The sequence below is a fragment of the Modestobacter sp. L9-4 genome (genome assembly GCF_019112525.1).
Classification (GTDB): Bacteria; Actinomycetota; Actinomycetes; order Mycobacteriales; family Geodermatophilaceae; genus Modestobacter.
In genome coordinates, this window is the sequence record NZ_CP077800.1 from 547,401 (window position 1) to 567,593 (window position 20,193).

The following is a 20,193-nucleotide window of genomic DNA, read 5'->3' on the forward strand; positions in this document are numbered from 1 at the left end:
GTGACGTCGTACCTGGACGTCCGCGCTGTGACGTCGTACCGGACGTCCGCACTCGACCGTGAGGGCCGCGTCGGCCGTCACGTCATACCCGGATGTCCGCCGCCGTCGCGCGCCACGGACGGCGGACGTCGTCCGGTCACGCGCCCGGACGCCCCCGCGCCGGTCGTGGGCACTGTGCGGCGGGTGCCCGTTCCCGGCGAGGAGTGGGCTCGTGGGGCACAGCGTCGGCCGGCTCACCGCGGCGCAGGGCGCCGGTGGGCCGGGTGGGTCCGTCCTCAGACGAGGACGTCAGCGACCAGGGCGATCGACAGCAGCGTCATGTAGGTGATCGACACCGAGAACAGCTTCATCGGCCGGTCGGGACCGCCGGAGCGGATCCGCCGCAGCCAGGCGTGGGACTCCGCCACGTACCAGAGCCCCAGGCCGAGCGTGGACAGCCCGGTGATCCAGCCGAGCTGCGGGGTGACGGGCACCATCAGCAGGGAGGTGCCCAGGGTGCCCCAGGCCCACGCGACCGACTGCTGCCCGACGGTGACCGGACCCGCGACCACCGACAGCATCGGCACCCCGGCGCGGAAGTAGTCGAAGCGGAAGCGGCTGGCCAGCGCCCAGAAGTGCGGCATCTGCCAGCAGAAGACGATCCCGAAGAACACCACCGCCGGCCAGTCCAGCGACCCGGTGACCGCGGCCCAGCCGATGAGCACGGGGGCCGCGCCCGGCAGGCCGCCGAAGACGGTGTTGTGGTGGGTGCGGCGCTTGAGCACCATCGTGTAGAGCACCGAGTAGGCCAGCACCGCCGCGGCGGCCAGCGCGGTGGCCAGCGGCGTGGTGAACAGGCCCAGCAGCACCAGCGAGACCCACGCCAGGATGACGCCGAAGACCAGCGCGTTGCGCGGGCTGATGACCCCGCTGGGGATCGGCCGGTCGCGGGTTCGCGACATCAGCCGGTCGATGTCGCGGTCGAACCAGCAGTTGATGGTGTTGGCGGCCCCGGCGGCGAGCATCCCGCCCACCAGGGTGGCCAGCACCAGGCCGGTGCCCGGCCAGCCGCCGGAGGCCAGCATCATCGCCGGCAGCGTGGTGACCAGCAGCAGCTCGACGAGCTTGGGCTTGGTCAGCGACACGTAGGCGGCCACCGTCGCGCGGGTGGACCGCAGGGCCTGGGCCCGGCTGACGGGCCGGTCGGCGATCGCCGTCACCGGGTGCCCAGGGGCGCGGTCGCGCGCGGGCAGCAGGGCACCGATGAGTCCTTATCCGCCGGGATGTGGTTTGCCTGACAACTGTAACCCGCCTCCCTCTGTGCAGCGCCTGGGATGACTAGGGTTTGATCACGTTGACTCTGCGCGTGATGCGGGTAGGGCGGACGTCGAGGACGACGGCGCGCTTCCGGTCACGACCTCCGACCGCGCCGACCGGGGCGGCCGTGGTGTGCACCGTCGTCCGCCCGGGGCAGGGTCGCCCCCGAGCCCCCGGGTGGGTCCGACATCGACCGATCCCCGAGGGAGCACCGAGCGCCACATGACCACCGACAGCAGCTCCGCCACGCAGTCCACGAACGCCGAGGCACCGGCCGAGGCCGCCAGCGACACCCCCACGGGGTCGCCGCGCCAGCCGCAGCCGACCCTCCCCGAGGGCTTCGGCGACCTGGACCGCAAGGCCATCGACACCGCCCGCGTGCTGGCGATGGACGCCGTCCAGAAGGTCGGCAACGGCCACCCCGGCACCGCGATGAGCATGGCGCCCGTCGCCTACCTGCTCTTCCAGAAGTGGCTCAAGCACGACCCCTCCGACCCCAACTGGCCGGCGCGTGACCGCTTCGTGCTCTCCATGGGCCACTCCAGCCTGACGCTGTACGTCCAGCTCTACCTGGCCGGCTACGGCCTCGAGCTCGAGGACCTGCAGGCGCTGCGCACCTGGGGCTCGAAGACCCCGGGCCACCCCGAGGTCGGCCACACCGCCGGCGTCGAGACCACCACCGGCCCGCTGGGCCAGGGCGTGGGCAACGCGGTGGGCATGGCCATGGCCGCCCGTCGCGAGCGCGGTCTGCTCGACCCCGAGGCCGCCGAGGGCGAGAGCCTGTTCGACCACACCATCTGGGCCTTCGCCTCCGACGGTGACCTCGAGGAGGGCATCTCCGGCGAGGCCTCCTCGCTGGCCGGCACCCAGCAGCTGGGCAACCTCGTGCTGGTCTACGACGACAACAAGATCTCGATCGAGGACGACACCACGATCGCCTTCACCGAGGACGTCGGCGCCCGCTACGCCGCCTACGGCTGGCACGTCCAGCACGTCGCCGACGGTGAGGACCTCGCCTCGATCGACGCTGCCTTCGCCGCCGCCAAGGCCGAGACGACGAAGCCCTCGATCATCGTGCTGCGCACGGTCATCGGCTGGCCGTCGCCGAACAAGCAGAACACCGGCGGGGTCCACGGCTCCGCGCTCGGCGACGCCGAGGTCAAGGCCACCAAGGAGGTGCTCGGCTTCGACCCCGAGAAGACCTTCGACGTCGCCGCCGAGGTCATCGAGCACACCCGCAAGGCCGTCAGCCGCGGCCAGGAGGCCCAGGCCGCCTGGCAGACCCAGTTCGAGGCGTGGCAGCAGGCCAACCCCGAGGCCGCCGCGCTGATGGAGCGGATGACCACCCGCACCCTCCCCGAGGGCTGGCAGGACAAGCTCCCCAGCTGGGACGCCGACCCCAAGGGCGTCGCCACCCGCAAGGCCTCCGGCGAGGTGCTCGCCGCGCTCTACCCCGAGCTCCCCGAGCTGTGGGGCGGCTCGGCCGACCTGGCCGAGAGCAACAACACCGCGGTCAAGGGCGAGCCGTCGTTCCTGCCGGCCAGCCGCCAGACCAAGGCGTGGTCCGGTGGCCCCTACGGCCGCACCCTGCACTTCGGTGTCCGTGAGCACGCCATGGGCGCGGTCATGAACGGCATCGCCCTGCACGGCGGCACCCGCGTCTACGGCGGCACGTTCCTCACCTTCTCCGACTACATGCGCGGTGCGGTGCGCCTGGCCGCCCTCATGCAGCTGCCGGTGACCTACGTGTGGACCCACGACTCCATCGGCCTGGGCGAGGACGGCCCGACCCACCAGCCGATCGAGCACTACGCCGCGCTGCGCGCCATCCCGGGTCTGGACTTCGTCCGCCCGGCCGACGCCAACGAGACCGCGGTCGCGTGGCGGACCATCCTCGAGCACAACGACCGGCCCGCCGGTCTGGCGCTGTCGCGGCAGAACCTGCCGGTCTTCGACCGCACCGAGTTCGGCTCGGCCGAGGGCACCGCCAAGGGCGGTTACGTGCTGGCCGAGGCCTCGACCGGCACGCCCGAGGTCATCCTCATGGGCACCGGCTCAGAGGTGCAGATCGCCGTCGCCGCCCGCGAGCAGCTCGAGGCCGCGGGCGTCCCCACGCGGGTCGTGTCGATCCCGTGCTGGGAGTGGTTCGCCGAGCAGGGCCAGGAGTACCGCGAGCAGGTGCTGCCCCCCTCGGTCAAGGCGCGCGTCAGCGTCGAGGCCGGTGTGCCCATGGGCTGGCGTGAGTTCGTCGGCGACGCCGGCCGGATCGTCGGCATCAACCACTACGGCGCCAGCGCCAGCTACTCCAAGCTCTACGAGGAGTTCGGGCTGACCGGCGAGGCCGTCGTCGCCGCCGCGCGGGAGAGCATCGAGGCAGCCGCCAACGGTGCCAACCCGCCCTCCGGCGCCGCTGTCGCCCGCGGCGGGGTCTACTCCTCGACCGCCACCGGCGACCACTGATGTAAGGACCCCGCTGCCCCCCACGCTTCGCTAGCTCAGCGCGGGCCCCTGCAGCGGGGCCGACAGACACTCTCGGGCGGGGCACCAGGCCTGGTGCCCCGCCCACCCCACGGAAGGCAGTGAGATGGCACAGAACGAGAACCTGGCGAACCTGTCGAAGACGGGGGTCGCCGTCTGGCTCGACGACCTGTCCCGCGACCTGATCCACGGCGGTGACCTGCAGAAGCTGGTCGACGAGTCCAGCGTCGTCGGCGTCACCACCAACCCGAGCATCTTCGCCGCGGCGATCAGCGGCTCGAAGTCCTACGACGACCAGCTGCACGCCCTGGCCGTGCGCAGCGTCAGCGTCGAGGAGGCGCTGCGCACCATCACCGCCGCCGACGTCCGCGACGCCTGCGACCTGCTGGAGCCGGTCTACGCCCGCACCGGCCGTGACGGCCGCGTCTCCCTCGAGGTAGCCCCCGGCCTCGCCCACGACGAGGACGGCACCGCCGCCGAGGCCGCCCACCTGTGGTGGCTCGTCGACCGGCCGAACCTCTTCATCAAGATCCCGGCCACGCTGGCCAGCCTCCCGGCGATCACCACCACGATCGCCAAGGGCATCAGCGTCAACGTGACGCTGATCTTCAGCACCGAGCGCTACCGCGCCGTCATGGACGCCTACCTCGCCGGCCTCGAGCAGCGCCTGGCCGAGGACCCGGAGGCCTCGCTCGAGGGCATCGAGTCCGTCGCCTCGTTCTTCGTGTCCCGCGTGGACACCGAGATCGACAAGCGCCTGGACGCCAGCGGCGCCGACGCCTCGCTCAAGGGCAAGGCCGGCGTGGCCAACGCGCAGCTGGCCTACCAGGCCTACGAGGAGGTCTTCTCCTCCGACCGCTGGAAGGCGCTGGAGGCCAAGGGCGCGAGCAAGCAGCGCCCGCTGTGGGCCTCGACCGGGGTCAAGAACCCGGAGTACTCCGACACCCTGTACCTCTCGGAGCTCACCGCCCCCGACACGGTCAACACGATGCCCGGCAAGACCATGCAGGCCTTCGCCGACCACGGTCAGGTCGGGACCCCGATCCAGTCCTCCTACGCCGCGGCCGAGAAGGTCATGGCCGACGTCGCCGCTGCCGGCATCGACTTCGACGACGTCTTCCGCGTCCTCGAGGAGGAGGCCGTGCAGAAGTTCGTCGACGCGTGGGACGAGCTCACCGCCTCCGTCAAGGAGCAGCTCGAAGACAAGAAGTGACCCGCCGGGGGCGGTGCGTCCGGGCGACCGGACGCACCGCCCCCGCACTCGCCCGCCGCCCGGGTCGCCCGCCGGGCCGGACGGCGGGCGCTCCCCTGCGAGCCCTCGAGGACGGAAACGATGTCCACCAACCCGTTGCGTGACCCGCGGGACCGGCGGCTGCCCCGAGTGCCGGAGCCGTGCGCTCTGGTGGTCTTCGGGATCACCGGCGACCTGTCGCGCAAGAAGCTCCTGCCGGCCGTCTACGACCTGGCCAACCGGGGCCTGCTGCCCACCAACTTCGCGCTGCTGGGCTTCGCCCGTCGCGACTGGGGCGACTCGGAGTTCTCCGAGCTGGCCCGCTCCGCCGCCCGCGAGCACGCCCGCACCCCGTGGCGCGAGGAGGTCTGGGAGCGCCTCGCCAGCAGCGTCCGCTTCATCCAGGGCTCCTTCGACGACGACGCCGCCTTCGACGAGCTCGCCGCCAACCTGGCCGAGCTCGAGGGCAGCCACGGCATCGGCGGCAACGCCGCCTTCTACCTCTCCATCCCCCCGGCCATGTTCCCCACCGTGCTCAAGCAGATGGAGCGCACCGGGATGGCGGAGAGCACCCCCGACCGCTGGCGCCGCGTGGTCGTGGAGAAGCCCTTCGGCAACGACCTGGCCTCCAGTCGCGAGCTCAACTCGCTGGTCGACTCGGTGTTCACCGCCGACGACGTCTTCCGGATCGACCACTACCTGGGCAAGGAGACGGTCCAGAACCTGCTGGCGCTGCGCTTCGCCAACGAGCTGTTCGAGCCCGTCTGGAACGGTCACCACGTCGACTCGGTGCAGATCACCATGGCCGAGGACGTCGGGATCGGCGGCCGGGCCGGCTTCTACGAGAAGACCGGCGCCGCCCGCGACGTGCTGCAGAACCACCTGCTCCAGTTGCTGGCGCTCACCGCCATGGAGGAGCCGGTGGAGTTCTCCGCCGAGGAGATCCGCACCGAGAAGCTCAAGGTGCTGCGCGCGGTCTCCGTCCCCGCGCCCGAGGACATGGAGCGCGACGCCGTCCGCGGCCAGTACGAGCAGGGCTGGCTGGCCGGGCAGCGCGCCACCGGCTACCGGCAGGAGACCGGTGTCGCCGACGACTCGACCACCGAGACCTACGCCGCCGTCCGGCTGGGCGTGGAGACCCGGCGCTGGGCCGGCGTGCCGTTCTACCTGCGCACCGGCAAGCGGCTCCCCCGCCGGGTCACCGAGATCGCCCTGGTGTTCAAACGCGCACCGCACCTGCCCTTCGCGCCCACCGACACCGAGGAGCTGGGCCACAACCAGCTGGTGATCCGGGTGCAGCCCGACGAGGGCATGACGCTGAAGTTCGGCTCCAAGGTGCCCGGCAGCGTCATGGAGGTCCGCGACGTCGCGATGGACTTCCTCTACGGCGAGCAGTTCACCGAGGCCAGCCCCGAGGCCTACGAGCGGCTGCTGCTGGACGTGCTGCTCGGCGACGCCACGCTGTTCCCCCGCAACGCCGAGGTCGAGGCCTCCTGGGCGGTCATCGACCCGCTCGAGGAGTACTGGGCCGACACCACCCCGCAGCCCTACCGGGCCGGGGAGTGGGGCCCGAAGGCCGCCGACGACATGCTGGCCGCCGAGGGCCGCTCGTGGCGCCGGCCGTGACCGGAACGACGACGGACGCACCGGCCGCCGCGCACCCGACCTACGAGAGAGGCCTGTCGTGACGACGCTGTGGGACACCACCGGATCCGCGGTGGTCAAGGAGCTGGCCGCCCAGCGGCGCACCGGCGGTGCGGTGATGAGCGGTGTCGCACTGACCCTGGTGGTCGTCGCCGACGAGAGCCGGGTCGCCGAGGCCGAAGAGGCCGCCAGCGCCGCCGCCGAGGTCAACCCCTGCCGGCTGCTGATCGTGGTGCGCCGGCAGGTCGAGGCACCGGTCCCCCGCCTCGACGCCGAGGTGGTCGTGGGCGGGCGGCTCGGCCCCGGTGAAGCGGTGGTGATGCGCATGTACGGCCGGCTCGGCCTGCACGCGGAGTCCGTCGTCCTGCCGCTGCTGGCCGCCGACGCCCCGGTGATCACCTGGTGGCACGCCCCGCCGCCGGAGCGGGTCTCCACCGACGCGCTCGGCGTGATCGCCGACCGCCGGATCAGCGACTCCTCCATGTCGGACGACCCGATCGGTGCCCTGAACATCCGGGCCCGTGACTACGCCCCCGGCGACACCGACCTGACCTGGACCCGCAGCACCCCCTGGCGCGCGACCCTGGCCTCCACGCTGGACTCCGTGTCCGGTCGCCGGGCCGAGGCCGTGCGGATCCTGGGTGGCGAGGTGCAGGGCGACGTCGACAACGCCACCGCGCAGCTCGTCGCCGGCTGGCTGTCCTCCCGGTCGGGCACCTCCATCCGCGTCGTCCCCAGCACCCGCGTGCCGGGGCCGGCCGGCATCGACTCGGTGGTGCTGCGGCTGGACCAGGACGAGGAGGTGCGCCTGCAGGACGACCGCAAGGGCGGTGCGGTCATCCAGCAGCCGAACCGGCCCGAGGCCGTCGTCGCGCTGCCGGACCGCTCGCTGGGCGAGCTGATCGGTGAGGAGCTGCGCCGGCTGGACCAGGACGAACCGTTCAGCGAGGCGCTCGAGGTGGTGACCGGCCAGACCGGTCTCGCCGCCCGTCCGGCGCTGCGCGAGCACGTCTGGTTCGACCCGATGCGCAACAAGCCCGTGGTCGGTGAGGAGCCGGACGAGCCGACCGGTGCGGCCGCACCGCTGCCGACCGTCCCGCCGTCCTCGGAGGGCACCGACGAGGTGGCCCTGAGCGGTGAGCACGACGACCCGGCCGACGACTCCGACGAGCAGTCGATGGTCCAGGACGCCGACGCGCCCGCCGCCGACGCCGCCACCGGCAAGAAGGGCGGGAAGCGATGAGCCAGGAGTCCCCCGGGGAGCAGGTCGACGAGGCCCTGGCCGAGGCCGGCCTGGCCACCCCCGACGTGGTGATCGAGCCCGACGCCGACACCCTCGCCCGGTCGGTGGCCTCCGCGCTGGTCGCGCGGCTGGCCGCCGCCCAGGCGGTGCACGGGACGGCGTCGGTGGTGCTCACCGGCGGGGGCATCGGCACCGCCGTGCTCCAGCGGGTCGCCGCGCTGGCGGCCGAGCCGGAGCGGGAGGTCGTCGACTGGACCGCGGTGCACGTCTGGTGGGGTGACGAGCGCTGGGTGCCCGTCGACCACCCGGACCGCAACGAGCTCGGCGCGCAGCAGGCGTTGCTCGACCACGTCACCGTCGACCCGGAGAAGGTGCACCCGATGCCCTCCTCCGACGCCGGCTACGACTCCCCCGAGGACGCCGCGGCCTGGTACGCCGAGCAGCTAGCGGCGGTGGCCGAGGACGGCGCGGCCGTGCCGCGGATCGACGTGCTGCTGCTGGGCATGGGACCCGAGGGCCACGTGGCCTCGATCTTCCCGGACTCCCCCGCCGCCACCGACGACCGCCCGGTCGTCGCGGTGCACGACTGCCCGAAGCCGCCGCCGACCCGGGTGAGCCTCGGGTTCACGGCGATCACCGCGGCCGAGGAGGTCTGGCTGCTGGTCAGCGGGCAGGGCAAGGCCGCGGCCGTCGCCCGCGCGCTGGGCGGCGCCGCACCGGTCGACCTCCCCGCAGCGGGTGCACGCGGACGGCAGGCCACCCGCTGGCTGCTCGACGCCGACGCGGCCAGCGAGCTCCCCGGCCGCTGACCGGCGAGCCCCGGACGACACCGGCCCGGTCACCCCAGCTGCTCATGGGGTGACCGGGCCGGTGTCGTACCGCCTCGCTGCAGTGAGCAGCGGGTTCCTCCGTCAGCCGCCGCGGCGGGCCTTCAGCCGGGCGAGCGCCTCCTGCAGGAGGGCGTCACCGTCCTCGTCCGAGCGGCGCTCCCGCACGTAGGCCAGGTGCGTCTTGTACGGCTCCGTCCGCGGTGCGGGCGGAGGGTTCTGCTGATCGGTGCCGGCCGGCAGCCCGCAGCGCGGACAGTCCCAGCACTCCGGCACCTCGATGTCGGCCGCGAAGGCGATCCGCGACTCGTGCCCGTTCGCACACCAGAAGCCGACCCGGTTGCGCGGCGCTGCCTCGCCCCGTTCGACCTCGCCCATCGGACCTGCACCGACCCGGCTCCCCCGGATCGCGTTCCCACCTGCCACGAGCGGCCCCCTGATCGTCGCGTCGTCGCGGTGACTGAGTGATCACCGCCCGCGCAGTCTAGGGCCTCACAGGGAGTCTCAGGTCACGATCCGGCGTCCCCCGGTACCGGCACACGATCGTCTCGAACCGGGATGAGTTGGGGCCGCGCCCGGCCCCCTCGCAGGGTCCCGCCGCGAGCGGAGCGAGGGGTGGAGGGTGAGGTGGTCCTCGCTCAGGCCTTGATCAGGATGCCCAGGCCGATGATGCAGACGGCCCAGAGCAGACCGGCGATCACGGTGATCCGGTTCAGGTTCTTCTCCACCACGGAGCTGCCGGACAGCTGCGAGGAGACGGCGCCACCGAACATCGACGACAGCCCGCCGCCCTTGCCGCGGTGCAGCAGGATGAGCACGATCAGCAGGACGCTGGTCAGCGCCAGCAGCACGTTGAGGAACAGTTCCATCGTCGTCCGTCTCCTGTCCTCTGCCCACGCCGGCGGGTGAGGTTCCACCCACGTGGTCCGGGGCTCTCAGCGGACCAGCCTAACGGACCCCGCGCCCGGCCCGGCCGACCCGCCACGGATCCGGTCAGCCGACGCCGGCGGTGGCGACGTCGTAGCTGCCGTAGGGCTGCATGACCACACCGTTGCGCAGCCGCTGACCGGCCAGCAGCTGCACCCGCGTCTCGACCAGTGGCACGTAGGCCGCGGTCTGCTGGACCGCCTCGGCCACCTGGCGCCAGGCGTCCGCGGCGGCCGCGGGGTCCGGAGCCGCACGGGCCGCGTCGACCAGGCCGTTGACCCCGGCGTCGTCGAGCCGGGCGTAGTTGATGTTGCCCACCGTGCGGATGGAGTGCCCGTCGACCAGTGGCACCAGGAAGGACGCCGCGGTCGAGAAGTCCGCCCGCCAGTTGGCCAGCACGATCCCGTAGCCGGCCGTGGTGACCGCGGCCGGGTTGCTGATCTCGGCGTAGAACGTGCTCGGGTCCAGCGGCCGGACCTCCGCGGTGATCGACACCTCGGCCAGCGCGGCGGACAGCACCCGGGCCACCTCGACGCTCGCCGGCACGTCGGGGACGGCGAGCACCGTGCTGAACCCCTCGGGGTGGCCGCAGGTGGCGAGCGAGGCACGGGCGGCGACCGGGTCGGGCCGGGGCTCGGCGTCCTGCGGCCCACCGGCCAGCACGCTGGGCCACAGGCGGGCGATGGGGTCGGCGTTGCTGGGGCCCTGCAGCGCCTGCTGCACGGCCGCCCGGTCGACCACGGCGGCCACGGCCGCGCGGCAGTCCCGGTTGTCCATCGGGGCGACCGTCGTCGGCATGGCCAGCAGCCGGACCGACCCGGTGGTCACGTCGTCGATCCGCCCGGCCAGCGCGTCGTCGGCGAGCCTGCTGGTGGTGGCCTGCTGCACGCCGGTGCCGGACAGGTCGAGGTCGGCGGAGCCGGCCAGCAGCGCCTGGTCGCGGGCCACCCCGGACAGCCCGGTGCGCACCAGCACCGTGTCCGGCAGCGCCGTGCGCACGTCGTCGGTGGCCGGGTCCCACTGCGGGTTGCGCTGCAGCGCGATGCCGGCCTGGGCGTCCACCGAGGTGATCATGTACGGCCCGGAGCTGATCGGGTGGTCGCCGTACGCCCCGCCGGTGTCGCTCTCCGCCGGCACCGGGCTGCTGGAGGGCAGCGCCAGGACGAACGGGAAGTCCACGCTGGGGCTGGTCAGGGTGAACACGATCGTCCGGTCGTCCGGCGTCGTGACCGACCGGAGGCCCAGCCGGTCGGGCGTCTCGTCCACGTAGGGGCCGGGGTAGGGGTCGGCGTCGTCGTCGAGCAGGTCGACCACGTAGGTGGGACCGCCGACGACGACCTCGGAGGCGAAGGACCGCTCGATGCCGTACTTGACGTCGCGGGAGGTGATCGACCGGCCGTTCTCGAACCGGACGCCCTCGCGGAGGGTGAAGGTCCAGGTGCGGCCGCCGTCGGGGGTGGTGCCCAGGTCGGTGGCCAGGTCGGGCACCAGCTGACCGGTGTTGCCGGGGGTCGCGGGGTAGGTGACCAGGGTGCGGGTGTACAGCCGCATCAGGTTCCAGACCCCAGGGGTGTAGGACCGCTGCGGGTCCAGGCTGTCGACCTGGCCGGCGACCAGCCGCAGCGTGCCGCCGGGGGTCTCCGACGGTGCGCGGACGCCGGTCACCCCGCTGTCGGGCTCACCGGCCTGGGTGGGCACCGCGGCAGCACCGGTGTTGGTGCCGTTGCACCCGGTGAGCACCGCCAGCGCGACCAGCACGGCGAGCACGACGGCCGACCGCCTCGCCCCCGGAGCGGGGGCGGGGCCGGTCGGCCGGCGTGCGGTGCGGTACGTCAACGTGGCTGAGCTCCACCCGGTCGGTGCCGGCGGCGGTCAGCTGCCGTCGGCGGCGGTACGACAGATCTGCGCGAACTGGTCGGCGTCCAGGCTGGCCCCGCCGACGAGCGCACCGTCGACGTCCGGGCCGGCGAGGATCCCGGCCGTGTTGTCGGCCTTGACCGAACCCCCGTAGAGGATACGGACGGCCGCGGCCAGCTCGGGGCCGTGACGCTCGGCGAGCCGCGCCCGCAACGCCCCACAGACCTCCTGCGCATCGTCGGGGGTGGCGACCTCACCGGTGCCGATCGCCCAGACCGGCTCGTAGGCGACCACGATCTCCGACCCCGGGCCGGCGCCCTGCAGCTGCTCGGTGCTCAGCCCGGCCAGGGCGCGGTCGAGCTGGTCGGTGCAGTGCTGGACCTGCGCATCAGCCCGGCGCACCTCGAGCCCCTCCCCCACGCACAGCACGGGCACGAGCCCGTGCCGCAGCGCCGCCTGCAGCTTGGTGGCGACGACGGCGTCGTCCTCACCGTGCCGCGTGCGCCGCTCGGAGTGCCCGACCAGGACGTACCGGCAGGCCAGCGCGGCGAGCATCGCCCCGCTGACCTCGCCGGTGTAGGCGCCCTCGTCGGCGGCGGAGAGGTCCTGGGCCCCGTACCCGATCTCCAGCTTGTCGCCGGCCACCAGCGTCTGCACGCTGCGCAGCGCGGTGAACGGCGGGACGACGACGACCTCGGCCGCCTCGAGCTGCGGGTCGGTGAGCGAGAAGGCCAGCTTCTGCACCAGCCCGATCGCCTCGAGGTGGGTCAGGTTCATCTTCCAGTTGCCGGCGATCAGCGGACGCCGGCCCTCCCGGACCGGCGTCGCCTTCGTCCGCGCCATCGTCGCCGGCCTCAGTCGGCCAGGACCGCGAGACCGGGGAGCTCCCGGCCCTCGAGGAACTCCAGCGACGCGCCGCCACCGGTGCTGATGTGGCCGTAGGCGGCCTCGTCGAGCCCCAGCGTGCGCACGGAGGCAGCCGAGTCGCCACCGCCGACGACGGACAGACCGTCGACGGCGGCCACGGCCTGCGCCACGCCCCGCGTGCCGGCCTGGAAGGGGGCCAGCTCGAAGACGCCGACCGGGCCGTTCCAGAACACGGTGCGGGCGCCGGCGAGCTGCTGGGTGAACAGCTCGATGGTCGCCGGACCGATGTCCAGGCACTCCTCGTCGGCCGGGATGCCGTCGAAGGGCACGACCCGCGTGGTGGCCTCGGCGCTGAACTCGGTGGAGCTGATCAGGTCGACGGGCAGCACGAGCCGGTCACCGGCCTCGGCCAGCAGCCGGCGGCACGTGTCGACCTGGTCGGCCTCCAGCAGCGACTTCCCGACCTCCAGGCCCTGGGCGGCCAGGAAGGTGTAGGTCATCCCGCCACCGATCAGCAGCTTGTCGACCCGGGGCAGCAGCGCCTCGATGACGCCGAGCTTGTCGCTGACCTTCGAGCCGCCGAGCACGACCACGTAGGGGCGCTCGGGGCTCTCGGTGAGCTTCGTCAGCACGTCCAGCTCGCGGGCGACCAGCCGACCGGCCGCGTGCGGGAGGCGCAGCGCGACGTCGTACACCGAGGCGTGCTTGCGGTGCACGGCGCCGAACGCGTCGTCGACGTAGAGGTCGGCCAGCGCGGCCAGGCGGTCGGCCAGCTCACCGCGGACCGCGTCGTCCTTGGACGTCTCGGCCGCCTCGAAGCGGACGTTCTCCAGCATCAGCACGTCGCCGTCGGCGAGCCCGGCCACCTTCGCGGTGGCGTCGGTGCCGGCGACGTCGCCGGCCAGGGTCACCGGGGCACCCAGCATCTCGCCCAGCCGCGCGGCGACCGGGGCGAGGGAGAACTGCGGGTCCGGGGCGCCCTTCGGGCGGCCCAGGTGCGCGGCCACGACGACGCGGGCACCGGCGGCCTGCAGCGCCTGCAGCGTGGGCAGGCTGGCGCGGATCCGGCCGTCGTCGGTGATCGCGCCGGTCTTCTTGTCCAGCGGGACGTTCAGGTCGGCGCGCAGCAGCACGCGCCGACCCGAGACCCCGTCGGCGATGAGCTCGTCGACGGACCGCATCAGGAGAGCTTCGAGCCGACCAGGACGACGGAGTCGACCAGGCGGTTGGAGTAGCCCCACTCGTTGTCGTACCAGCCGACGACCTTGACCTGGTTGCCGAAGACCTTGGTCAGGCCGGAGTCGAAGATGCACGACGCCGGGTCGGTGACGATGTCGGAGGAGACGATCGGGGCGTCGGTGTAGACCAGGTACGGGGCCAGCGGGCCGTCGGCGGCCGCCTTGTAGGCCGCGTTGACCTCCTCGACGGTGACGTCGCGGCCCACGGTGACGGTGAGGTCGGTGGCCGAGCCGGTCGGGACCGGGACGCGGAGCGCGTAGCCGTCGAGCTTGCCCTTGAGCTCGGGCAGGACCAGGCCGATGGCCTTGGCCGCACCGGTGCTGGTGGGGACGATGTTCAACGCGGCGGCGCGGGCGCGGCGGAGGTCCTTGTGCGGGCCGTCCTGCAGGTTCTGGTCGGCGGTGTAGGCGTGGATCGTGGTCATCAGGCCACGCTCGATGCCGAACGCGTCGTTGAGGACCTTGGCCAGCGGGGCCAGGCAGTTGGTGGTGCAGGACGCGTTGCTGATGATCGTCTGCGAGCCGTCGTACTGCTCGTGGTTGACGCCCATGACGATCGTCAGGTCGTCACCGGTGGCCGGCGCGGAGATGATGACCTTCTTGGCGCCACCGGCGTCGACGTGCTTGCGCGCGTCCTCGGCCTTGGTGAAGAAGCCGGTCGACTCCACGACGATGTCGACGCCCAGCTCGCCCCAGGGCAGGTTGGCCGGGTCGCGCTCGGCGAGCACCTTGACGGTCTTCTCGCCGACCTTGATGCCGTCGCCGGAGACCGAGACGTCCTCGGGCAGCTTGCCCAGGATGGAGTCGTACTTGAGCAGGTGCGCCAGCGTCTCGGGCGTGGTCAGGTCGTTGACCGCCACGATCTCGACGTCCGCGCCGCTCGCTGCGACTGCGCGGTAGAAGTTGCGGCCGATCCTGCCGAACCCGTTGATCCCGACCCGTACCGTCACTGCGGCCTCCCAGACCTCGTCGCCCAGCCGGGCCCGGTCGGCCCAGCGGAACCGTCGGCCGCACGTGTGCGCGGCCACATTTCGCACGCAGCCTAACGGGCTCCGCTGAGCGCCCCGACCGGGCGGTCCGACGCTCCACCGGACCCCGCACAGACGTCCGCGACGTCTCCCCGGCTCACACGGGCAGACGTCGCGGACGTATCGAGTTCTGGGCCCGACAGCAGCAACCAGCGGGTACAGCCCGTCTGCAGGGCCCCGGCGCCCGGCCCCCTCGCGGGGGCCCGCGCCGAGCCTGCGAGGCGTGGGGGGCGAGGGGGTCCTTCGACTACTGGGCGAGCATGTCGTCGGTGACGACGGACTCCGTGTCGGGGATGCCGAGGTCCTTGGCCCGCTTGTCGGCCATTGCCAGCAGACGCCGTATGCGCCCGGCGACGGCGTCCTTGGTCATCGGCGGGTCGGCGCGCTGGCCGAGCTCCTCCAGCGAGGCCTGCCCGAACTCCAGCCGCAGCCGGCCGGCGACGAGCAGGTGCTCGGGTGCCTCGTCGGCCAGGATCTCCAGGGCGCGCTCGACCCGGGCGCTGGCGGCGACCGCGGCCCGCGCCGAGCGGCGCAGGTTGGCGTCATCGAAGTTGGCCAGCCGGTTGGCCGTGGCCCGCACCTCGCGGCGCATCCGCCGCTCCTCCCAGGCGAGCACCGCGTCGTGGGCGCCCATCCGGGTCAACAGCGCGCTGATCGCGTCGCCGTCGCGGACGACGACCCGGTCGGTGCCCCGCACCTCGCGCGCCTTGGCCGCGATGCCCAGCCGGCGGGCGGCGCCCACCAGCGCCATCGCCGCCTCCGGCCCGGGGCAGGTGACCTCCAGGGACGACGAGCGCCCCGGCTCGGTCAGCGAGCCGTGGGCGAGGAAGGCCCCGCGCCAGGCGGCCTCGGCGTCGCCGATCCCACCGGAGACCACCGACGGCGGCAGCCCGCGCACCGGCCGGCCGCGCTGGTCGACCAGCCCGGTCTGCCGGGCCAGGCCCTCGCCGTGCTTGGCGATCCGGACCAGGTAGCGCACACCGCGGCGGATGTTGCCGCCGGCGAGCACGCTGACCCCGCTGGTGTAGCCATAGACCTCGCTGATGTCGCGGCGCAGTCGCCGGGCCACCGAGCCGGTGTCCAGCTCGGCCTCGATGACCACGCGGCCACCCACGATGTGCAGGCCACCGGAGAAGCGCAGCAGCGCCGTCACCTCGGCCTTGCGCTCGGAGGTCTTCGTGCACTCCACGCGGGAGAGCTCGTCCTTCACCATCGCAGTCATCGCCATGAGCGGTGTTCCTCTCCCCCTGTGTGCCGGCAGGTGCACCGGTCGTCCCGGTGCGCAGCCACTCCCCCGGCGGTCACCGGGCACCGACCACGGAGGCCAGTGCGGCGGCGAGCCGAGGAGGATCGTGCCGTGCTGCGTCGTCGGGCGCAGCGACCGGAGCCAGGACCAGCTCCGCTCCGCACCCCTGCACAGCAGACAGCAGACCACGCCGGTCAACAACCGCAGCAGCATCCGCGATGACAGTGTGCAACGACACGCCTTCCAGGTGTGCGAGCAGGACCCCCAGGTGCTCCTCCGGGGAGAACCCGTCGGTCTCCCCGGGCTGGGGTTCGAGGTTGAGCACGACGACCACCCGGGCTGGTGTCGCGGCCAGCGCCGCACGCAGCCGGGGCACCAGCAGGTGCGGCAGCACGGAGGTGTACCAGGAGCCCGGGCCGAGGGTGACGACGTCGGCCCCGGCGATGGCGGACAGCACGTCGGGGTGCACCGGTGGGTCGGCCGGGGAGACGCGGATGTCGCGCACCCGGCCGGGCGTGGAGGCGATCGCGACCTGGCCGCGGATCCGCCGGGTCTCCCGCGGGTCGTCGGGGTCGACGCTGGCCACGGTCGCCACCAGGTCCAGCGGGACGTCGGCCATCGGCAGCACCCGGCCCACGGAGCCCAGCAGCTCCTCCAGCGCGCGCAGGGCCCGCACGGTGTCGCCGTGGTGGAGCTCGGTCCAGCCGGTGAGCATCAGGTTGCCGACGGGGTGCCCGGCCAGCGCGCCCTCGCCGCCGATCCGGTGCTGCAGCAGCGCAGCCATCTCCTGGGTCCGCGGCTCGTCGCCGGCCAGCGCGGCCAGCGCCATCCGCAGGTCGCCGGGGGGCAGGACGGGCAGCTCGCGCCGGATCCGCCCCGAGCTGCCGCCGTCGTCGGCGACGGTCACGACCGCCGTCAGGTTGCCGGTGAGCAGCCGCCAGGCGGCCAGCGCGGCGGCGAGCCCGTGCCCGCCGCCCAGCGCCACGACCCGCGGTCCGTCGCCGGGACCGGGCGCGCGGGCGGGCCGGGTGGCCGGCACCGGGGGCGGCGTGGTGATCCGCACCGGCCCAGCGGCGTCGCTCACTCGCGCCCCAGGTCGCGGTGCCGGGCCGTGGCGGCCACGCCCTCGGTGGAGAGCCGGCGGGCGAACTCCTCGGCGATCGCCACGCTGCGGTGCTTCCCGCCGGTGCAGCCCACGGCCAGGGTGAGATAGCGCTTGCCCTCCCGCCGGTAGCCGGGCAGCAGCAGGGCGAGCACCTTCATGTACTCGTCGAGGAACTCCCCGGCGTGGTCCTGGCCCAGCACGTAGTCGCGCACCTCCGCGTCCCGGCCGGTCATCGGGCGCAGCTCGGGGATCCAGTGCGGGTTGGGCAGGAAGCGGGCGTCGACGACCAGGTCGGCGTCCAGCGGCAGGCCGTACTTGAAGCCGAAGCTCAGCACCGTCGCCGTCACCTCGGGGGCGGCGCCGTGGGCGACGAACGAGGACTCCAGCGTGGCCCGCAGCTGGTGGACGTTGAGGTCGCTGGTGTCGACCCACAGGTCCGCCTCGCCGGCGATGCCGGTGAGCAGCTCCCGCTCGGCGTCGATGCCGTCGACCAGCCGGCCGCTGCCCTGCAGCGGGTGCTCGCGCCGGTTGGACTCGTAGCGCCGGATGAGCACCTCGTTGCGGGCGTGCACGTAGACCACCCGCGGACGGTGCCCGGCCTCGGCGAGCTGGCGGATCGACTCCTGCAGGTCGCTGGAGAACGCCCGGCTGCGGACGTCGACGACGGCGGCGAACCGGCGCACGTCACCGCGGGCGCCCAGCTCCACCATCGGCTGCAGCAGCGCCGGCGGGAGGTTGTCGACGACGAAGAAGCCGAGGTCCTCGAGCACCCGGCCGGCGGTGTTCTTGCCCGCACCGGACAGGCCGGTGACCACGACGACGTCCAGCGGCGCCGGCTCGGCGACCGCCGCGTCGTCCGGCGGCGGGACGTCCTCGGGCACCCCGGCCGGACCGGGCTCCGGCGCGGCGGTCACGAGCTGCTCCCCGCCACCGGGTGGACCCGGCCGATCTCGGCGGTGTCGCCGGCGGCCGCACCGTGCACCGGCGGCGCCGCGGCGGCGTGCACCGGCAGTGCGGCGGCGCCGACCGGCGCCTCCTCCAGCTCGACGGCGTCCTCGGCCACCACGTCGGGGGCGCGGTCGGCCGCCGAACCCGGCTCGACGGGCTCGGCCACGGCCGCGAGCACCGCCTCGGCCGTGCGCCGGCCGATGCCGGGCACCGCCGTCAGCTCCTCGACGGTCGCGGCACGCAGCCGCTTGAGCGATCCGAACTGCTTCATCAGGGCCTTCCGACGGGTCTCGCCGAGCCCCGGGACGTCGTCCAGGAGCGAGACCAACATGGTGCTGGATCGCTTCTGCCGGTGGTAGGTGATCGCGAACCGGTGCGCCTCGTCGCGGACGCGCTGCAGCAGGTAGAGCGCCTCGGAGGTGCGCGGCAGGATGACCGGGTCGGGGTCGTCGGGCAGCCACACCTCCTCCATGCGCTTGGCCAGCCCGCAGACGGCGATGTCGACGACGCCCAGCTCGGCCAGCGACCGGCTGGCCGCAGCGACCTGCGGCTGGCCGCCGTCGACGACGAGCAGGTTGGGCGGGTAGGCGAACCGGCGCGGCCGGCCCTCCTCGGCGGCGACGCCCTGCTCGTCGCGCCGGTCGGCCTCGTCCTTGAGGTGCCGGGCGAACCGGCGGCGGACGACCTCGGCCATCGCCGCGGTGTCGTCGGTGCCGGCCGCCACGGCGAACCGGCGGTAGTCGGACTTCTTGGCCATGCCGTCCTCGAACACGACCATGCTGGCCACCACGTTGGTGCCCTGGACGTGCGAGATGTCGATGCACTCGATCCGCAGCGGGGCGTCGGGCAGGTCGAGCGCCTCCTGGATCTCCGACAGCGCCAGCGAGCGCGCGGTGAGGTCGCTGGCCCGCTTCACCCGGTGCCGGGCGAAGGACTCCTTGGCGTTGCGCTCGACGGTCTCCATCAGGCTGCGCTTGTCGCCGCGCTGGGGCACCCGCAGCGACACCTGGGAACCGCGCAGCTCGCTGAGCAGCTCGGTGTAGACGTCGGCGTCGTCGGGGAGCTCGGGGACCAGCACCTCACGGGGCACGGCCTCGCCGACCTCGCCGGTGCCGGTCTGCTCGTCGACCCCGCCGTAGACCTGCAGCAGGAACTGCTCGACGAGCTGGCCGGTGGTGACGTCCTCGACCTTGTCGATGATCCAGCCGCGCTGGCCGCGGACCCGGCCGCCGCGGACGTGGAAGACCTGGACGGCGGCCTCCAGCTCGTCCTGGGCGAAGGCGACCACGTCGGCGTCGGTGCCGTCACCGAGGACGACGGCCTGCTTCTCCATCGCCCGGCGCAGCGCACCCAGGTCGTCGCGCAGCCGGGCGGCCTTCTCGTACTCCATCGCCTCGGCGGCCTCGGCCATCTGACGCTCAAGCCTGCGCGTCATCTGCTCGGTGCGGCCGCCCATGAAGTCGCAGAAGTCGTCGACGATCTCGCGGTGCTCCTCGGCGCTGACCCGGCCGACGCAGGGGGCCGCGCACTTGCCGATGTAGCCCAGCAGGCACGGCCGGCCGATCTGGGCGGCCCGCTTGAACACGCCGTTGGAGCAGGTGCGGGCGGGGAAGACCCGGGTCAGGGTGTCGAGGGTCTCCCGGATCGCCCAGGCGTGGGCGTAGGGGCCGAAGTAGCGGACGCCCTTGCGCTTGGGCCCGCGCATCACCTGCAGCCGCGGGAACTCCTCGTTCAGCGTCACGGCGAGGCTGGGGTAGCTCTTGTCGTCGCGGTACCGGACGTTGAACCGCGGGTCGAACTCCTTGATCCAGTTGTACTCGAGCTGGAGCGCCTCGACCTCGGTGCCGACGACGGTCCACTCGACGCTGGCCGCGGTGGTGACCATCTGCCGGGTGCGCGGGTGCAGGCCGTACACGTCGGCGAAGTAGCTGTTGAGCCGCTGCCGGAGGCTCTTGGCCTTGCCGACGTAGATGACCCGGCCGGCCGGGTCGCGGAACTTGTAGACCCCCGGGCTCTCGGGGATGCTGCCGACCGCTGGGCGGTACGAGGACGGATCGGCCATGGGTCCAGATTAGGTCGGTCCACCGACAGTCCGGCGGGCCGGCCGCCACCTGCCCGCCGCTCCCCCGCCGGGCGGGCCGCTGACCTGCACGACTCCGGCGGGCGCCGCCCGGGCACGGGTGTCGACGACGACCGGGACCCTGCCCCGAGGACGGACGACGGCCCGTCGGCCGCACCCTCACGGGCGCGGCCGACGG

16 protein-coding genes are annotated in these 20,193 nt (G+C 73.5%); 5 read left to right on the forward strand and 11 right to left on the reverse strand.

Translation table 11 applies throughout. The annotated features are described in order from the left end of the window. Positions 1–275 precede the first annotated feature (275 nt). Positions 276–1,199, reverse strand: a complete 924-nt coding sequence (locus tag KUM42_RS02630; protein ID WP_237494773.1) for a heme o synthase — start codon at positions 1,197–1,199, stop codon at positions 276–278. Between the two features lie 319 nt (positions 1,200–1,518). Here KUM42_RS02630 and tkt point away from each other — a divergent pair, with 319 nt between their 5' ends. From tkt to pgl, 5 genes are all read left to right on the forward strand, one after another. Further along, positions 1,519–3,756, forward strand: a complete 2,238-nt coding sequence (gene tkt / locus KUM42_RS02635) for a transketolase (protein WP_237494774.1) — start codon at positions 1,519–1,521, stop codon at positions 3,754–3,756. 124 nt (positions 3,757–3,880) lie between these two features. After that, on the forward strand, positions 3,881–4,987 hold the full coding sequence (gene tal, locus KUM42_RS02640) for a transaldolase (RefSeq protein ID WP_237494775.1): 1,107 nt from the start codon (positions 3,881–3,883) through the stop codon (positions 4,985–4,987). 120 nt (positions 4,988–5,107) lie between these two features. Beyond that, positions 5,108–6,631: a glucose-6-phosphate dehydrogenase gene (gene zwf / locus KUM42_RS02645; protein ID WP_237494776.1), complete on the forward strand. Its 1,524-nt coding sequence runs from the start codon at positions 5,108–5,110 to the stop codon at positions 6,629–6,631. A 58-nt stretch (positions 6,632–6,689) separates the two neighbouring features. After that, on the forward strand, positions 6,690–7,892 hold the full coding sequence (locus tag KUM42_RS02650) for a glucose-6-phosphate dehydrogenase assembly protein OpcA (RefSeq protein WP_237494777.1): 1,203 nt from the start codon (positions 6,690–6,692) through the stop codon (positions 7,890–7,892). Next, on the forward strand, positions 7,889–8,701 hold the full coding sequence (pgl, locus tag KUM42_RS02655) for a 6-phosphogluconolactonase (protein ID WP_237494778.1): 813 nt from the start codon (positions 7,889–7,891) through the stop codon (positions 8,699–8,701). The genes KUM42_RS02650 and pgl overlap by 4 nt, the downstream gene beginning before the upstream one ends. Positions 8,702–8,803: 102 nt before the next feature. Here pgl and KUM42_RS02660 read toward each other — a convergent pair whose 3' ends face one another. The 10 genes from KUM42_RS02660 to uvrC all read right to left on the reverse strand — a co-directional run bounded on the left by KUM42_RS02660 (position 8,804) and on the right by uvrC (position 19,997). Beyond that, complete coding sequence (locus KUM42_RS02660; protein WP_255557535.1) at positions 8,804–9,145, reverse strand: RNA polymerase-binding protein RbpA; 342 nt, start codon at positions 9,143–9,145, stop codon at positions 8,804–8,806. Positions 9,146–9,357: 212 nt separating this feature from the next. After that, positions 9,358–9,588, reverse strand: coding sequence for a preprotein translocase subunit SecG (secG, locus tag KUM42_RS02665; protein ID WP_237494780.1), 231 nt, complete (start codon positions 9,586–9,588; stop codon positions 9,358–9,360). 124 nt (positions 9,589–9,712) lie between these two features. After that, entirely contained in the window at positions 9,713–11,413 is a 1,701-nt protein-coding gene (locus KUM42_RS02670; protein WP_237494781.1) for an ABC transporter substrate-binding protein, read from the reverse strand. A gap of 105 nt (positions 11,414–11,518) precedes the next feature. Further along, a complete protein-coding gene (tpiA, locus tag KUM42_RS02675) occupies positions 11,519–12,346 on the reverse strand; it encodes a triose-phosphate isomerase (RefSeq protein WP_237494782.1) in 828 nt (275 codons plus the stop codon). 11 nt (positions 12,347–12,357) lie between these two features. Beyond that, positions 12,358–13,551 carry a phosphoglycerate kinase gene (gene pgk, locus KUM42_RS02680; protein WP_237494783.1) on the reverse strand — a complete coding sequence of 398 codons (1,194 nt, stop codon included), beginning with the start codon at positions 13,549–13,551 and terminating at the stop codon, positions 12,358–12,360. Continuing rightward, the gene (gap, locus tag KUM42_RS02685; protein ID WP_237496627.1) at positions 13,551–14,558 is read right to left on the reverse strand and encodes a type I glyceraldehyde-3-phosphate dehydrogenase; all 1,008 of its coding nucleotides are present in this window, start codon (positions 14,556–14,558) and stop codon (positions 13,551–13,553) included. Before gap ends, pgk begins: the two co-directional genes overlap by 1 nt. Before the next feature lie 325 nt (positions 14,559–14,883). Beyond that, positions 14,884–15,864, reverse strand: coding sequence for a DNA-binding protein WhiA (gene whiA, locus KUM42_RS02690; RefSeq protein ID WP_237494784.1), 981 nt, complete (start codon positions 15,862–15,864; stop codon positions 14,884–14,886). A gap of 73 nt (positions 15,865–15,937) precedes the next feature. Further along, complete coding sequence (gene yvcK / locus KUM42_RS02695) at positions 15,938–16,966, reverse strand: uridine diphosphate-N-acetylglucosamine-binding protein YvcK (protein ID WP_304610737.1); 1,029 nt, start codon at positions 16,964–16,966, stop codon at positions 15,938–15,940. After that, positions 16,963–17,901, reverse strand: coding sequence for an RNase adapter RapZ (rapZ, locus tag KUM42_RS02700; RefSeq protein ID WP_237494785.1), 939 nt, complete (start codon positions 17,899–17,901; stop codon positions 16,963–16,965). The genes yvcK and rapZ overlap by 4 nt, the downstream gene beginning before the upstream one ends. Continuing rightward, entirely contained in the window at positions 17,898–19,997 is a 2,100-nt protein-coding gene (uvrC, locus tag KUM42_RS02705; protein ID WP_237494786.1) for an excinuclease ABC subunit UvrC, read from the reverse strand. Before uvrC ends, rapZ begins: the two co-directional genes overlap by 4 nt. Positions 19,998–20,193 lie beyond the last annotated feature (196 nt).

Coding starts and splice junctions, on each gene's coding strand:
- tpiA (WP_237494782.1), bottom strand. CDS start 12,346: ATGGCGCGGACGAAGGCGACGCCGGTCCGGGAGGGCCGGCGTCCGCTG.
- tkt (WP_237494774.1), top strand. CDS start 1,519: ATGACCACCGACAGCAGCTCCGCCACGCAGTCCACGAACGCCGAGGCA.
- pgk (WP_237494783.1), bottom strand. CDS start 13,551: ATGCGGTCCGTCGACGAGCTCATCGCCGACGGGGTCTCGGGTCGGCGC.
- pgl (WP_237494778.1), top strand. CDS start 7,889: ATGAGCCAGGAGTCCCCCGGGGAGCAGGTCGACGAGGCCCTGGCCGAG.
- tal (WP_237494775.1), top strand. CDS start 3,881: ATGGCACAGAACGAGAACCTGGCGAACCTGTCGAAGACGGGGGTCGCC.
- whiA (WP_237494784.1), bottom strand. CDS start 15,864: ATGGCGATGACTGCGATGGTGAAGGACGAGCTCTCCCGCGTGGAGTGC.
- zwf (WP_237494776.1), top strand. CDS start 5,108: ATGTCCACCAACCCGTTGCGTGACCCGCGGGACCGGCGGCTGCCCCGA.
- secG (WP_237494780.1), bottom strand. CDS start 9,588: ATGGAACTGTTCCTCAACGTGCTGCTGGCGCTGACCAGCGTCCTGCTG.
- uvrC (WP_237494786.1), bottom strand. CDS start 19,997: ATGGCCGATCCGTCCTCGTACCGCCCAGCGGTCGGCAGCATCCCCGAG.